10 protein-coding genes are annotated in these 15,133 nt (G+C 72.6%); 7 read left to right on the top strand and 3 right to left on the bottom strand.

What is annotated here, in order from left to right; genetic code table 11:
* Positions 1-121: 121 nt before the first annotated feature.
* The gene (locus H4W80_RS17310; protein ID WP_192786036.1) at positions 122-2,515 is read right to left on the bottom strand and encodes a WD40 repeat domain-containing protein; all 2,394 of its coding nucleotides are present in this window, start codon (positions 2,513-2,515) and stop codon (positions 122-124) included.
* A 90-nt stretch (positions 2,516-2,605) separates the two neighbouring features.
* Positions 2,606-3,262: an HNH endonuclease family protein gene (locus tag H4W80_RS17305; RefSeq protein ID WP_192786035.1), complete on the bottom strand. Its 657-nt coding sequence runs from the start codon at positions 3,260-3,262 to the stop codon at positions 2,606-2,608.
* 265 nt (positions 3,263-3,527) lie between these two features.
* On the opposite strand from H4W80_RS17305, the gene H4W80_RS17300 reads away from it, so the two are divergent.
* Entirely contained in the window at positions 3,528-3,668 is a 141-nt protein-coding gene (locus H4W80_RS17300; RefSeq protein WP_192786034.1) for a hypothetical protein, read from the top strand.
* 49 nt (positions 3,669-3,717) lie between these two features.
* Here H4W80_RS17300 and ligA read toward each other — a convergent pair whose 3' ends face one another.
* Positions 3,718-5,781: an NAD-dependent DNA ligase LigA gene (gene ligA, locus H4W80_RS17295; protein WP_192786033.1), complete on the bottom strand. Its 2,064-nt coding sequence runs from the start codon at positions 5,779-5,781 to the stop codon at positions 3,718-3,720.
* Between the two features lie 725 nt (positions 5,782-6,506).
* Between ligA and H4W80_RS17290 the strand changes: the two genes are divergently transcribed.
* The 6 genes from H4W80_RS17290 to H4W80_RS17265 all read left to right on the top strand — a co-directional run bounded on the left by H4W80_RS17290 (position 6,507) and on the right by H4W80_RS17265 (position 14,996).
* Entirely contained in the window at positions 6,507-7,352 is an 846-nt protein-coding gene (locus H4W80_RS17290; protein WP_192786032.1) for an SMP-30/gluconolactonase/LRE family protein, read from the top strand.
* A 327-nt stretch (positions 7,353-7,679) separates the two neighbouring features.
* Positions 7,680-8,879: a cytochrome P450 family protein gene (locus H4W80_RS17285; protein ID WP_192786031.1), complete on the top strand. Its 1,200-nt coding sequence runs from the start codon at positions 7,680-7,682 to the stop codon at positions 8,877-8,879.
* Positions 8,880-9,063: 184 nt separating this feature from the next.
* Positions 9,064-11,370, top strand: a complete 2,307-nt coding sequence (locus H4W80_RS17280) for a LuxR C-terminal-related transcriptional regulator (RefSeq protein ID WP_192786030.1) — start codon at positions 9,064-9,066, stop codon at positions 11,368-11,370.
* Positions 11,360-12,883 carry a sugar ABC transporter ATP-binding protein gene (locus H4W80_RS17275; protein ID WP_192786029.1) on the top strand — a complete coding sequence of 508 codons (1,524 nt, stop codon included), beginning with the start codon at positions 11,360-11,362 and terminating at the stop codon, positions 12,881-12,883. Before H4W80_RS17280 ends, H4W80_RS17275 begins: the two co-directional genes overlap by 11 nt.
* Positions 12,877-13,890, top strand: coding sequence for an ABC transporter permease (locus H4W80_RS17270; protein WP_225963495.1), 1,014 nt, complete (start codon positions 12,877-12,879; stop codon positions 13,888-13,890). The genes H4W80_RS17275 and H4W80_RS17270 overlap by 7 nt, the downstream gene beginning before the upstream one ends.
* Positions 13,887-14,996, top strand: coding sequence for a substrate-binding domain-containing protein (locus H4W80_RS17265; RefSeq protein WP_192786028.1), 1,110 nt, complete (start codon positions 13,887-13,889; stop codon positions 14,994-14,996). Before H4W80_RS17270 ends, H4W80_RS17265 begins: the two co-directional genes overlap by 4 nt.
* Positions 14,997-15,133 lie beyond the last annotated feature (137 nt).

The following is a 15,133-nucleotide window of genomic DNA, read 5'->3' as shown; positions in this document are numbered from 1 at the left end:
CGGCTGTCGGACTTCCTGCGGACGGAGACCACGGCTGCCGGACATCCCGCAGGTGGCGGCCACGGTCCGGCGGCGGTCGTCGGCGCTGATCCGCGGTTCCTCACGTCTCGCATCTCACATCTCACCGCTCCGCCATCAGGTGCTGGGGGGACATGACGGCGAGGTCGTCATCAAACGCGACGACCAGCCGGCCGCCCGACGCGACGGCGACCTGCGAGACCGCGCCGGGCAGGTCCACCCGTCGCAGGTGGCGTCCGCTGTCCAGGTCCCACATCAGGACGGTCCGATCCGCGCCGCCGGTCACCACGGCGGGGCGGCCGTCCAGCTCGGTCACGGCCACGGCCAGCACCGGTGCCGTATGCCCGATCAGGGGGTCTCTGATCAGTTTTCCGCTGTCCAGGTCCCACACCCGGACCGTCTGATCCGCGCCGGCGGTCACCGCGACCGGGGAGCCGTCCAGGTCACTGATCGCGACGGCGTTCACGGCTCCGCTGTGACCTGGCTCCGGCTGACAGACCGGGCGGCCGCTGGACAGCCACCACACGCGGATCTCGGGCGTGCCGGATCCGTGTCCGGCGGTGACCGCCACGGCGCGGCCTCGAAGCGAGCCGACGGCTGCGGCGGTGACATGGGTGTACCCGTCGCCCCGCCCGCTGACGGCCGTGCGCATGGCGCCGCTGTCCAGGTACCACGTGCGCGCCTGGTTGTGCCTTCCGCCGGTCACCACCACGGGGCGGTCGCCCAGCCGGCCGGTGGCGAGCGCGGTGATCCGGCCGTTGTGGTCCTGCCGGTGGTCCGAGGTGGTGAACGTGACGTCCAGTTCCTGACCCTCAGGCAAGCGCAGCAGCCGCGGCACGAATCGCTCGTTGCAGGTGATCACCGCGACGGGGTCCCCGTGGAGGTCGGCCAGGGCGAGCTGCGTACGTCCTTCTCCGGTGGGGATGGCGGGTGCCATCGCCGTGCCGTCGGCCAGGTCGGTGACACACACGTACCCCTCGCCCCATCTGGGCTCGTCGGCGGGGCCGTCGTGATGAGCCGTGACGATGACCTCGCGGCCGTTGACCTCGCCGACCGCCAGGGCGGTGAGGTCGCCCGACAGGCTGCGCGGCGCTCCGACGGCCGGTGCGGCGCACGCGGCGGCCAGGTCCCACGCCTGCACCACGGACGAGTGCAACCCGCTGGTGACGGCGATCGGACGGCCGCCGGCCTCGGCCACGCGGATCGCGTCGGGTCTTCCGCGCCCTGGAGGCAGGGGCGCGCACAGCGGCTCGCCCGTGGCGAGGTCCAGCACTCGTACGCGCCCGTCGCGGTCGAGGGCGACCACGATCGGGCGGCCGTCGAGTTCGGCGGCGGCGAGCGAACCGCCGCCCCTCGCCGCCACGTCCTCGGGCAGCAGCTCGTGGACGAGAGTCCCCTCGCGCAGATCCCGCACCTCGACCGGCCCGTCGTAGCCGCCGGCGACCACGACAGGCCGGCCGTCGAGAGACAGGGCGAGCAGGCTTTCCGGCCTGCCGGAAGTCTCGATCGGCGCCGCGGCCTCCGTCCCGTCGATGGGGTCCCACACCCGCACGAGGCCGTCGTAGTCACCGGTGACCGCGACCGCGCGGCCGTCCAGGGTCGTCGTGGCGATCGAGATCACGCTCGTGCCGCCGTGCGCCTCGAACGGCGTGCCCAGCGGGCGCTGCGCGAGCAGATCCCAGGCTCTCACCGCCGACCCGGCGGAGATCGCCACCGGACGGCCCGCCACCGTGGCGACGGCCAGCGGATCGCGTACGTGACCCTCGGTCACGAACGGCGAGCCGACGCGCTGCCCGGAGCCGGCGTCCATCACCCACACGCTCGCCCGTACGAGGTCGCCCACGACGCTGTACCCGCTGACGACCAGCGACCGGCGACCGTCGAGCACCACGCTCTCCAGGGCTTCGACTCCTCCGTCGCCGAACACGGGCCTGCCGACGCAGCTGCCCGAGGCCAGGTCCCAGGTCCAGCCGTCACGGCCGAAGGCCGCGACCGTCACCACGGCTCGGCCCGGCGGCCCGCCGGCCGCCATCGCCCAGACCCCGGCCGGCCCGAGCCTGTCGTGGTCCGGCAGATCGGCCGACCACAGCAGCGCGCCCTCCAGCGACGTGCCCGTCGCCCACTCCACCCGGTACGGAGCGGCCGCGCCGTGCTCGTCCGGCACTTCGGCGAGCCGTCGCCCCAGATCGGCGGCCTGCCACCGGGCGGCGTCCACGGCCAGGATCTGACGGCGCTCGGCGGGAGGCAGGTCACGATGCCGGCCGGCGGACGTGCGGTAGACCGCCGCGGCCAGCCGCGCCTCGCCGCCGCGTGCTCGCGACGCGAGCGCCATCACCTCGTCGGGGTCGGCGTGGATCAGGAAACGCGGATCGCTCAGCGTCTCGTCGGGGTCGCCGTGGATCAAGAAACGCGCATCGCTCAGCGTCCCGTCGGCCGACGCCTCATCCGAGGTACGTGCCCGGCCGGGGCCGGGTAAGTCATGATCGCCGCTGGACATGACGAGCAGGCTAACACCGGCCGCCGCCGGTGGTCCCGGCAGCGGCAGCCCCACCTCGTCCGCGATCCCGAACCCCGAACGGGCGGTCTGTCAGCGTCCTCGGCAGGTGCGGAGCATGTTGAGCAGCGCCTTCTTCTCCTTCTTCGTCACGAAGAGCCGGTAGTGGTGCTTCACGGTGATCCATGAGGTCGCGTAGCGGCACCAATAGGCGCGGCGCGCAGGACGCCAGCTCTGCGGCCCCTGGCCGCCCTTGGCGATGTTGGCGGAGTGGCTGACGACGATCAGTTCGGGCCGGGTGAGGTCGTTGGCGAAGGCGCGCCTGCGTGCCTGGCTCCATCTGCTGGCGCCGGAACGCCAGGCGTACGACAGCGGCACTATGTGGTCGACGTCCACATGCTTCTCGCTCTTCAGCCACTTGCCGTCGTACGGGCTGTACCAGAAGCCCTTGACGGGATGGCACGCGGCGTTCTTGCGCACACGTCGCCCGTCGCGGGCCAGCACCGTCTCCCGGGTGTCGCACGCGCCCTTGTGGTGCGCCCATCGGGGCAGGAAGCGATGGTGGGCATAGCCGCGGATCGATAATGCCCTGGCCACCTTCAACTGGGACAACATATGGCGGGCGAGCGCGGCGCCGGCTTCGGCCTGCGGTTGCTTGCGGGTGTCGGCCGCCGCCGGCGGGACGGCGACGATCGGGAGGACCAAGAAGGTGAGCACGGCCACGTGGACTGTCCGACTCAAAAGGATCATGGTTCCATCCATACCCGGTAACTCCCCGTTGCGGGCGGCGCTACTCAGTGCATCACGTTCATGTGGCGCGGTGGCACACGGCACCCTCGCCCGCCAACCCGCGCCCAGCAACCCCCACGCCGCCCGAGCGCTCCAGCCTGGCACGGGCCATCGAGATCACCAAAGGAGGGCAGGCTCATGCCCATATCGGGCACTTCAGCGTTGACGGGCACCAGGTAGGCGGACGGGTGCGGGGCGACGACGCGGCCCAGTAGGAAGTCACGGGGTGACGCCCTCGGTGAGGGCGACGCCGATGCTCCAGCTCGCCCTGCCGATGACCGGGTTGCGCGCGGCGTGCTCGTTGAGGATCCAGCCGGTCGTGGCCGCCGACGCCGCGGCGCCAAGAGCCGTGCGGCCCTGGAGCTGACCGGCCGGGACCCCGCGTCCCTGCGCTGCGTGCCCTCAGGGCAGGGCGCCTACAGGAAGGCGTGGACCTGGGTGGCGAACTCCTCCGGCGTGAGGATGCGGATCCCGAGCGACTCGGCCTTGGCCCGCTTCGAGCCGGCCTTCTCGCCCGCCACCAGCAGGGACGTCTTGGCCGAGACGCTGGAGGACGACTTGCCGCCCGCGCGTTCGATCAGCTCGTTGACCTCGTTGCGCGACAGCGCCGCCAGCGGCCCGGTCATCGTGCCGGTGACCACCACCGACATCGACGCCAGCGGAAGCTCGACCTTGGGCTCCTCGCCTTCGGCGGGCGGTGTGGCGCCGGGCTCGGTCATGTTGACGCCGGCCTGGACGAGCTTGTCGATGAGCGGGGCCAGCTCGATCAGCTCGGCCACCACGACCGGTGCCTTCTCCGGGCCGATGCCGTCCACGTGCTGGATCGCCTCGGCGTCGGCGGTGCGGATGGCGTCCATCGTGGCGAAGTGGCGGGCGAGGCGGCGGCTCATGGACCGGCCGGTGCCGCGCACCCCGAGCGCCGCGAACACCCTGCTGAGCGGCCTGGTCTTGGCCTGCTCGATGGCGGCCAGCAGGTTGTCGGTGCTGGTCTCGCCCATGCGCTCCAGGCCGAGCAACTGCTCGCGGGTCAGGAAGAACAGGTCGGCGAAGTCGGCGATGAGGCCGGCGTCGAGCATCTGCTTGACGCGGTTTTCCGCCAGCCCCTCGATGTCGAGCTGGTCGCGGCCGACCGCGTAGATGATGGAGGCGATCGCGCGGCAGCCGCGCCCGCGCACGCACCGCCACCGCTCCTGCGAGCTGTCGATCCCGTCACCGCACGACGGGCAGACCTGCGGGATCTCGATCGGCTGCTCGTCGCCGGTGCGCAGGTGGACGACCGGTGCCTCGACCCTCGGGATGACGTCGCCTGCCTTGTAGACGGTCACGCTGTCGCCCAGCATGAGACCGCGCCGGGTGATGTCGGCGACGTTGTGCAGGGTGGCGTAGGTGACGATGCTGCCGTCGAGCTCGACCGGCTCCAGCACGGCGCGCGGGGCGATGATGCCGGTGCGGCCGGTGTTCCACTCCACGGCGATCAGCTTGGTGATCTTCTCCGTGGCGGGCAGCTTGTAGGCGATGGCCCAGCGGGGCGCGCGGGAGCTGAACCCGGCCTCGGCCTGGTCGGCCGCGAGGTCGCACTTGATCACGATGCCGTCGATGCCGAACGGCAGCTCGGCGCGGACCGCCGCGATCTCCCCCACCCGCTCCTGCACGCGCTCAAGACCGGCGGCCACGATCCCGGCGACCGGCGTGGCGGCGGTGGTCTGCACGCCCTGGGTGGCCACCCAGTCCATGATCTGGCTGTGCGGCAGCTCGCGCAGCCGCACCGCCAGCTCGGAGTGGTCGTCGGGCGCCGGCACGACGCCGTAGCCGAAGAAGGTCAGCTCGCACACGTACGGCCGGTCCTGCGCGCGCAGCGTGCCCGCGGCGGCGCTGCGCGGGTTGGCGAACGTGGTGCCGTCGTGCGCCTGCCGCTTGGCGCAGGCCTCCTCGAACTGGGCCGTGGTCATCATGACCTCGCCGCGCAGCTCCACCGTGACCGCGTCGGCCAGCCGGTCGGGCAGCCCGACGATGGTGCCGATGGCGTGCGAGACGTCCTCGCCCGCGCTGCCGTCGCCCCGCGTGACCAGCTGCGCGAGCCGCCCGTGCCGGTAGCGGGCCGAGATCGCCAGGCCGTCGAGCTTGGGCTCCACGCTCCACGCCGTCACCGGCCGGCCCAGCCGCCGCTCCAGCCCGGCCGCCCAGTCGGCGAGCTGCTCGGCGCCGAACACGTTGTCCAGGCTCAGCATCGGCACGGTGTGCGGCACGTCGCCCACCACGGCCCCGCCTGCCACCTTGCCGGTCGGCGACGACGGCAGCACCGCCTCGGGATGCTCCTCCTCGTACGCCTGGATGCCGCGGACCAGCCGGTCGTAGGCGTCGTCGTCAAGCGTGGAGGTGCCGTCGGCGTAGTAGGCGGCGGCGGAGTCGACGGCGAGCTGGACGGCCTCGGCGTAGGCCGTGTCATCGGCGAGGACGGTGAAGGGGAGCGTCTCGGTCATGGCACCACCATGCCGGTCGGCACCGACAGTTTCGAGCCTGGCGCGACGGTGTCGGGGCAGGTCTTTTTCGCTCGCTCAGCAGCATGTCGACGCGGCCGGAGCCGAGGCGATCTCCTCGCGGACGGGGGCCGGACCGGCGGCTCGTCGAGGTGAGGCGCCGGGGAATGTGGCTCGCCTCAATGCCGCGGGCGCGCGTGATCGAGCCGATGCCGTCGAACAGCCGGGGTCGGGATCATGACCCGAGGCGGCGTCCGCCAGGGGCCCGAATCCCGCCTGCTCCATGGGCGGCTCGGGATCGTAGGCGGCGTGCCACCGCCGATCCGCGGCGGCGAGCGGAGAAGGTGACACAGGACGAAAACCCCCGCTGACCGGCTTCCGGAGGGCAGCGGAGGCTCGACGTCCGCGGCGATGCGAGCCGGCGGGAGGAGGGGCATCGGACGTTCGGCCTGCCTGCGAGGCTCACCCGCCGATCGCCGATGAGGGGCAGCGCGTACGGGACGGGACGGCCGGGGCCGCCTGGCTGATCGCGCCGCGGCGCGCCGCGACCGGCGGGACCGACGGGACGGACCCGCCTGAACGGCCGGCCCGTCGAGCGGCTGCCGGCAGAGCTCCCAGAAAAATTCGCACGTTCGCGGTCATCGTGTCGATCGGGGAGGGGGCTGTTCGTGTGAAAAGCAGGAAAGCCGGGCTGCGGTCGGCGCAGTCGGGCGAAGTGAGGAGGCGTCATGTCCAAGCCGAAGGTTCTGCTGACGGGCCTGGGAATTCCTGAGTCGCCGCGGTGGCACGAGGACCGGCTGTGGTTCTGCAACTGGATCGACCGGGAGGTCGTGGCCGTCGATCTTGACGGCAAGTCAGAGGTCGCATCCGTACGGGGCCCGGTCCCGATGGGGTACTCCATCGACTGGCTGCCCGACGGCAGGCTGCTGATGACCGGGGACAAGCTGCGCCGTCAAGAGCCGGACGGGTCTATGGTCACCGTCGCCGATCAGGGCGGCAACGAGATCGTCGTGGACGGGCGCGGCAACATCTACATCAACGGGGCGGACTTCGACTTCGCCGGTGGCGGCGCGCCCAAGCCCGGCTACATCAAGCTCGTCACGCCAGAGGGCGAACTGCGCCAGGTCGCCGACGACATCCAGTTCCCCAACGGCATGGTCATCACGCCCGACGACCGGACGCTGATCATCGCCGAGTCGTTCGCCGGGCGGCTCACCGCGTTCGACATCGACGCGGACGGAGGGCTGTCCAACCGGCGGATCTTCGCCGACGGAGTCGCCCCGGACGGCATCTGCCTGGATGCCGAGGGCGCGGTATGGGTCTCCACCGGCGCGTCCGCGATCGTCCGCGTCGCCGAGGGCGGCGGCATCCTCGAACGCGTCGAACTCTCCGAGGACCAGGCCCCGTTCGCGTTGATGCTCGGGGGCCCGGACCGGCGTACCTTGTTCGTCATGACGGCCGAGTGGCGCGGGTCCGACGGCGTCACGGACAACCTCCAGCGGCTGACCACCGGACCTCGCACCGGACAGATCCTGACCCTCGCCGTTTCCGCACCCGGTGCCGGCAGGCCCTGATCAGGATCACGGCGCGGCCGCGCGCGTGCTCGGCTCCGGAGCCTTGGTCTCCCGGGAGCTTGCGGCTTTTCGCGGGCGCCGCTGAGGCCCGGAAATCGCGTTCCGGGCTCACCTCATCTGTGTCGTGACCTGGATATACGGAAGCCACGGCTATTACCACGAGGACGCGGTATCTCCGGGCCCGGTGGTGCCGCTGGTGGGCGGGGTTCGCCAGGCCGAGCCCCTGTTTTCGGGTGGCCGAAATTAGGGGGTGGAAAACGGAAATGGCAGGGGACGGAGCCCGAACATAAGGTGGACGCCTGCCATTCCGTGCGCGAAAGGGTGACGATGATCGAGACGTTGTTCGATGAGGACTATTTGCGTGACCCGCATTCCGTGTTCGCGGGGCTCCGCGAAGGGCGCCCGGTCTTTCGCACCGCGACCCCGCAGGGCGTACGGGTCTGGGTGGTGAGCCGGTACGAGGACGTCAAGGCGGCCTGCACCGACCCCCGCCTCAGCAAGGACTTCACGAACAACCCGGACATGATCAAGTCGAACGAGCTGGAGGGCGGCGACAGCAGCGGCTACGAGGCCGTGGTGCCCCACAACATGCTCTTCGTCGACCCGCCCGACCACGCGCGCCTGCGGCGGCTGGTGGGCAAGGTGTTCACGGCGGGCCGCGTCCAGGCGTTGCGTCCCCGTGTCGAGCAGATCAGCGCGGGCCTCCTCGACAAGCTGGGGCCGGAGTTCGACCTGCTGCACGACTACGCCGTGCCCCTGCCCGCCATGGTGATCGGGGAGCTGCTCGGCATCCCCGAGGAGGACTGGCCGCAGCTCATCAAGTGGTCCAACACCACCATCGAGGGCGCCGTACTGGATCCGGAGGTGGTCGTGCGGGCCGCCACCGAGTTCACCACCTACCTCGCCGAGCTCTGCGAGGCCAGGCGGGCCGCGCCGGCCGACGACCTGCTCAGCGCCATGGTGCAGGCCCAGGACGAGGAGGGCGCGCTGAGCGGGCGGGAGCTCGTCGACACCGCGTTCCTGCTCACGGTCGCCGGCCACGAGACGACCGTGCACCTGATCTGCAACGGGGCGCTCGCGCTCCTGCGCCACCCCGACCAGCTCGCCAAGCTCCGGGCGGACCCCGGGCTGCTGCCGGCGGCGGTCGAGGAGTTCCTCCGTTACGACGGGCCGGTCAGCACGTCCACCCTCAGGTTCACCAAGGAGCGCGTCACCATCGGCGGCACGGAGATCCCGGCGGGGCAGCTCGTGCTGGTGTCGTTCCTGTCGGCCAACCGGGACGCGGCGCAGTTCGCCGACGCCGATCGCCTCGATGTCACCCGGCCTGCGGGCCAGCACGTCGCGTTCGGCCACGGCATCCACTACTGCCTGGGCGCCCCGCTGGCCAGGACCGAGGGCGTGGTGGCCTTCCGCCACCTGCTGGAGCGTTTCCCCGGTCTGCGGCTCGCCGTCCCCGAGGAGCGGCTGTCGTGGCGTCCGGGGCTGCTCATGCACGGCCTGACCGGCCTCCCCGTACGGAGCTCATGAAACAGGCCCGAACCCGCAGGTCGGCCCCGGCCCAAGGGCGCTTGGGCCGGGCATGACCGGCCCGCTCACCACTGGCGCAGGGTTTGCGTCTTCAGTGCCATGACGTTGCCCACCACGGGTAGCAATAAGCCGAGGCCTGCGAGGGCGCGCACGGGTGACGAGGTTTGTGGAAGCTATGGGGGCGATGGCGCGGTCACGTGCGGGGAATCTGCCACTGGAGCTCACGAGCTTCGTCGGTCGCAGGAACGAGATCGCCGAGGGCAAGCGCTTGCTCACCACCGGCCGGTTCCTGACGCTCACCGGCGTCGGCGGGGTGGGCAAGACGCGGCTGGCGCGGCGGATCGCCGCCGAGATGGCGCGGGAGTTCGGCGACGGGGTCTGGCTGGTCGACCTGGCCCCGCTGGTGGCGGGCGCGCTGCTCACCGAGACGGTCGCCGACGCCGTCGGATGCCCCAGGCAGGACCCGGCCTCCCTCGCCGAATACCTGCACGACAAGCGGCTGCTGCTGGTGCTGGACAACTGCGAGCACCTGCTGCCCCAGGTCGCCGCGCTGGCCGGCGACCTGCTGGCGATGGCCCCCGAGCTGCGCGTCCTGGCCACCAGCCGGCAGGCGCTGCACGTCCCGGGGGAGCTGGTGCTGGAGGTCCCGCCGCTGAACGTGCCTGGGGCGGCCGAGATCTCGATGGACGGCGCGCTGGAGAACGAGGCGGTGCGCCTGTTCGAGGACCGGGCCGCCTCGGCCGTGCACGAGTTCAGGGTCACCGACGCCAACAGCGCGGCGGTGGCGCGGCTGTGCCGGCGGCTGGACGGCATCCCCCTGGCCATCGAGCTCGCGGCGGTACGGGTGCTGGTCCTGTCAGTGGAGCAGATCCTGGAGCGCCTCGACGACCGGTTCCGGCTGCTGACGACCGGGCCCACCACCGCGCCGCCGCGCCAGAAGACGCTCCGCGCGCTGGTGGACTGGAGCTATGACCTCTGCTCCGAGGAGGAGCGGACGCTGTGGGAGCGGCTGTCGGTCTTCTCCGGCGGCTGCGGCCTGGACGCGATCGAGCACGTGTGCTCGGAGGACGGGATCGCCCCGGAAAGCCTCATGGACCTGCTGACCCAGCTGGTGGACAAGTCGATCGTGCAGCGCCGCGGCCAGGCCACCGACGTGCGCTTCGAGATGCTCGACACGCTGCGCCAGTACGGATGGAAGCGGCTCGTCGCCTCCGGCCAGGACCAGGCCCTGCGGCGGCGTCACCGCGACTGGTGCCGCCGGCTGGCGGCGCGGGCGGAGGAGGAGTGGTTCGGCGAGCACCAGATGGACTGGCTCGGGCGCCTCAGCCAGGAGCAGGGGAACGTGCGCTCCGCGCTGGAGTTCTGCCTGGGCGAGCCGGGCGAGGCCTGGGCCGCGCTCGAGATCGCCGCCGCGATGTGGAGCCACCGGCTCTCGTGGAGCTCCCCCAGCGAGGGCCACCACTGGCTGGAACGGGCGCTGGCGCAGGAGTCCGGCCCCAGCGCCGGGCGGGCCAAGGCCCTGTGGGTCGACGCGTGGCTCGTCCTGCTGCGGGGCGACCCGCAGGCCGCCAAGCCGCTGCTGGAGGAGTGCCAGGCGCTGTCGGAGCGGCTCGGGGACGAGGCCCAGCTCGCCGGCGCGCTGCACATCACCGGGTTCGCCGCGTTGCTGGCCGGCGACTTCTCCCGGGCCATGGAGCTCCTGGACGAGGCGCTGACCCGCCGCCGCGCCCTCGGCCACCGGGGACACGCGTGGGTGGCCCTCTTCCAGCTGGCCATGACCGCCGTCCTCATGGACCACCCGCGCTCCACGGCCCTCTGCGAAGAGGTGCTGGAGGCGGCCGAGCGCGCGAACGCCGAATGGTCGATCTCGTACGCGCTGTGGGTCGCGGCCCTCGACCGGCGGCGCCAGGGCGCCCTGCGGGAGGCCGTGACCATGATTCGGGACGCCATGCGGCTCAAGGTGCGCTGCAACGACCACCTCGGCCTGGCGCAGTGCCTGGAGGGGCTGGCCTGGATCCTGACCGACGACGAGCAGTACGAGCAGGCCGCCCAGATGCTGGGCGCCGCCCACATGGTCTGGAAGTCGATCGGGACGTCGCTGCCCGGGCTCGGGCACCTGACCGGGGCCCACGACCGGTGCGAGTCCGGCCTGCGGCGGCATCTCACGGAGCGGGCGTTCAAGGCGGCCTTCGACCGCGGCGCGGAGCTCACCCCCGAGCAGGCCGCCGCGTACGCGCTGGACGAGAAGCCCGCGCGGCGCGCGGAGAGCGCCCAGCCCGAGTCCGACGCCACGTCCATCCTGACCCGCAGGGAGCGGGAGATCGCCGAGCTGGTCGCGAAGGGCCTGAGCAACAAGCAGATCGCCGAGACGCTGGTCATCGCCCAGCGCACCGCGGAGTGCCACGTCGAGAACGTCCTGCGCAAGCTGAACTTCTCCTCCAGGTCGCAGATCGTCAAGGCGTGGGAATCGCGCCGGCCCGATGGCGAGTGACCCGCGCCCCCGAGCGGCGGAGCCGGAACCGCTCGTCCGGATCCGGGGGCTGCGCAAGCGCTTCGGCGGCATCCACGCCCTGCGGGGCGTGGATCTCGACCTCCGCCGCGGCGACGTGCTCGCCCTGCTCGGCGCCAACGGCGCGGGCAAGTCGACGCTGATCAAGATCCTGGCCGGCGTCCACCACGCCGACGGGGGAGAGGTCGTCGTGGCCGGCCACCCCCTGGGCAGCCAGGCCGCCTCCGCCGACATGGCGTTCATCCACCAGGACCTCGGCCTCGTGGAGTGGATGACCGTCGCCGAGAACATCGCCCTCGGCATGGGGTACGCCCGGCGCGGCGGCCTCATCTCCTGGCGCGCGGTACGCCGCCGCTGCGTGGACGCCCTCCGGATCGTCGCCGCCCGCCTCGACCCGGACGAGCCGGTCGCCCACCTGACGCGGGCGGAGCGCTCGCTGGTCGCCATCGCCCGCGCGCTGGCCACGCACGCGCGGATCATCGTGCTGGACGAGCCGACCGCCGCTCTGTCCGCCGCCGAGCGCGAACGCCTCTTCGGCGTCCTGCGCACGCTCCGCGATCGGGGCCACGGGATCCTGTACGTCAGCCACCGGCTGGACGAGGTCTACCGGGTCGCCGACCGGGTCGCCGTCCTGCGCGACGGGCGCCTGGTCAGCCAGGGCCCGCTCGCCGGCCGCGAGCCGGCCGAGCTGGTGCGCGACATCGTGGGGCGAGAGCAAAGGGTCCACCCGCGCCGGGCCCGCGGAACAAAGGGAGAGGTCCTGCTGAGCCTGGACGGCGTGCGCGCGGGACGGGCGGGCCCGGTGGAGTTCGACCTGCGGTCCGGCGAGGCGCTCGGCCTGGTCGGGCTCGCCGGAGCCGGGCACGTGGACCTCGGCCGGGCGCTGGCCGGCGCGTACCCCATGGCTGCGGGCCGGGTGCTGCTGGCCGGCAGCCCGTACCGGCCGCCCTCGGTCGCGGCGGCCGTCGGCGCCGGGGTCGGTTTCGTGTCCGGCAACCGGCAGGAGGAAGGGGCCGCCGCCGACCTGAGCGTGCGGGAGAACCTGCTGGCCAACCCCGGCGCGCGCGGCCGGTCGCCGCTGAGCCCGCTGAGCCCGCGCCGCGAGCGCGCCGAGACGGCGGCGATCGTCGAGCGCCTGCGCGTCCGCCCGGCCGACCCGGAGGCGCCGTTCGCCGCCCTGTCCGGCGGAAACCAGCAGAAGGTGCTGATCGGCCGCTGGCTCGGGGCCCGCCGCCGGCTCCTGATCCTCGAGGAGCCCACGGCCGGCGTCGACGTCGGCGCCAAGCCCGAAATCCACCGGCTGCTCGACGAGGCCCTGGCGGCCGGGGCCGCCGCGCTCCTGGTCTCCGCCGACTTCGAGGAGGTCGCGAACCTGTGCGACCGGGCGCTCGTGTTCGCGCGCGGAACGGTGACGGCCGAGCTGGGCGGCGACGCCCTCACCGTCGCCGCCCTCACCCGGGCGGCCACGGCCACCCCTGGGACGGGCCGTTGCTGACGAACGGCCGCACGCCCCGCGGACGGCCCTCCGCCGGCAGGCTGATCGGCGGGTACGGGCTGCTCGCGCTGGCCGTCATCCTGTTCGCCGCGTTCGCGCTCGCCCTGCCGGACACGTTCCCCACCATGGCCAACCTGACCGCGATCGTCTCCGCCTACTCGATCACCGCGGTCCTGGCGCTGGGCGCGATGATCCCCATCGTCACGGGGAACTTCGACCTGTCCCTCGGCTACGGCCTGGGCCTGTGGCACGTCATGACGCTGCTGCTGATCGTGAACGCCGGGTGGCCGTGGCCCGCGGCCTGCCTGGCCGTGCTCGCCGGCGGGCCGGTGGTCGGCGCGGTCAACGGCCTGCTGGTGGAGTTCGCGCGCATCGACTCGTTCATCGCGACCCTCGGCACCGGCAGCATCCTGTACGCCGTCACGGGCTGGGTGACCCAGGGCGCCCGGATCTTCCCCGGCCCGCAGGGCCTGCCCGAGGGCTTCACCGGCCTGTACGACTCGACGCTCCTCGGCCTGCCGACGCCCGTCTTCTACGTGCTCGCCCTGGCCGCCGCCCTGTGGCTCGTGCTGGAGCGGCTCCCCGTGGGCCGCTACCTCTACGTCATCGGCTCGAACCCGCGGGCGGCGGAGCTGGTCGGGATCCCGATCCGCCGGTACGTCGTCCTCGCCTTCGCCGGATCCGGCCTGGTGACCGGCTTCGCGGGCGTGCTCCTCGCGGCCCAGCAGCAGATCGGCAACCCGAGCGTCGGGCTGGACTACCTGCTGCCGGCGTTCGTGGCCGCGCTGCTCGGCTCCACCACGATCAAGCCGGGACGCGCCAACGCCTGGGGCACGGTCGTCGCCATCGCGGTCCTGGCCATCGGGCTGTCGGGCATCAGCCAGCTCGGGGCGGACTTCTGGGTCACCCCGCTGTTCAACGGCGCCACCCTGCTCGTCGCCGTCGGGCTGGCCGGCTACTCCGCGCGGCGCCGGGCGCGCACCGGCCGGGTGCGGAGCCTGCCATGAACCTGGCCCGCCTCGTGGCGCTCGTCCTGGTCGCCGCCGGCTGCTCCCTCGGCACCCCGCCCCCCGGCCCCGGAGGGCCAGCGGGCTGCCACAGCGTGGTGCACACCGCCAGGCGGGCGGTCGCCCGCGCCGAGGCGATGGACGTGCCCTGGGGCGGCCCCACGAGCGGGCCGCGCGCCGTTCCGGGCAAGAGCGTCGTCTTCGTCGCCGCGACCATGACCAACCCCGGCGTGGCCGGCACCGCCGACGCCGTACGGGAGGCCGCCCGGTCCGTACGGTGGAGCTTCCGCGTGATCGACGGCCAGGGCACCCCCGCCGGGATCCGCGTGGCCCTGGGCGAGGCGGTCGCCCTCCGGCCGTCGGGCATCGTCATCGGCGGGTTCGACCCGGCGTCCGTGGCGCAGCAGGTCAAGCAGGCCAACGCCGCCGGGATCCAGCTCGTGGGCTGGCACGCGACCAAGTCGCCGGGCCCCAGCGCGAACCCCCGCCTCTTCACCAACGTCACCAGCCGGGTGGAGGACGTGGCGCGGATCAGCGCGTACTGGATCATCGCCAGGTCGAACGGCCGGGCGAACGTCGTGATCTTCACCGACTCCTCGATCCCGTTCGCCGAGAACAAGTCCCGGCTCATCAAGCAGACCCTGGCGACCTGCGCCGGTGTCCGGCTCCTGTCCTACGAGAACATCCCGCTCCCCGACGCGGGCAGCCGCACGCCGCAGGAGGTCTCGTCCCTGCTGTCCCGCTTCAGGGACCTGTGGACGTACTCGGTCGCCATCAACGACGTCTACTTCGCCGACGCCGCTCCCGCGCTGCGCGCCGCCGGTAAGCCCGGGGAGGGGCCGCCCTACTCCATCGGCGCCGGAGACGGGGACCCTTCGGCGTTCCAGCGGATCCGCGCCCGGCAGTTCCAGCACGCGACCGTCCCGGAGCCGCTGAACGCGCAGGGCAGCCAGATCGTCGACGAGCTCAACCGCGCGTTCGCCGGGCGCCCGCCGAGCGGGTACGTGACGCCGGTGCACCTGACCACGACGGCGAACGTCGGCGGCGCCACGTCCTGGGACCCGCCCGGCTACCGCGAGGCCTACCTGCGGATCTGGCGCGGGTGAGCCCTACCAGCCCCGGCGGGCGGAAATTTTCCGAATTTCCGTACATCTGAAAAATATTTGAGCAGAAGGCGCAAAAGTCTGGACCGACGGCTTCCCGGAGGCGACGATCCGATCATCGATCGAAGATCACGGGGTGT

It is taken from the genome of Nonomuraea angiospora (assembly GCF_014873145.1).
GTDB classification, from domain to species: Bacteria; Actinomycetota; Actinomycetes; order Streptosporangiales; family Streptosporangiaceae; genus Nonomuraea; species Nonomuraea angiospora.
Note: the sequence above shows the minus strand (reverse complement) of the source record. Positions and strands in the feature narration are given on the sequence as shown.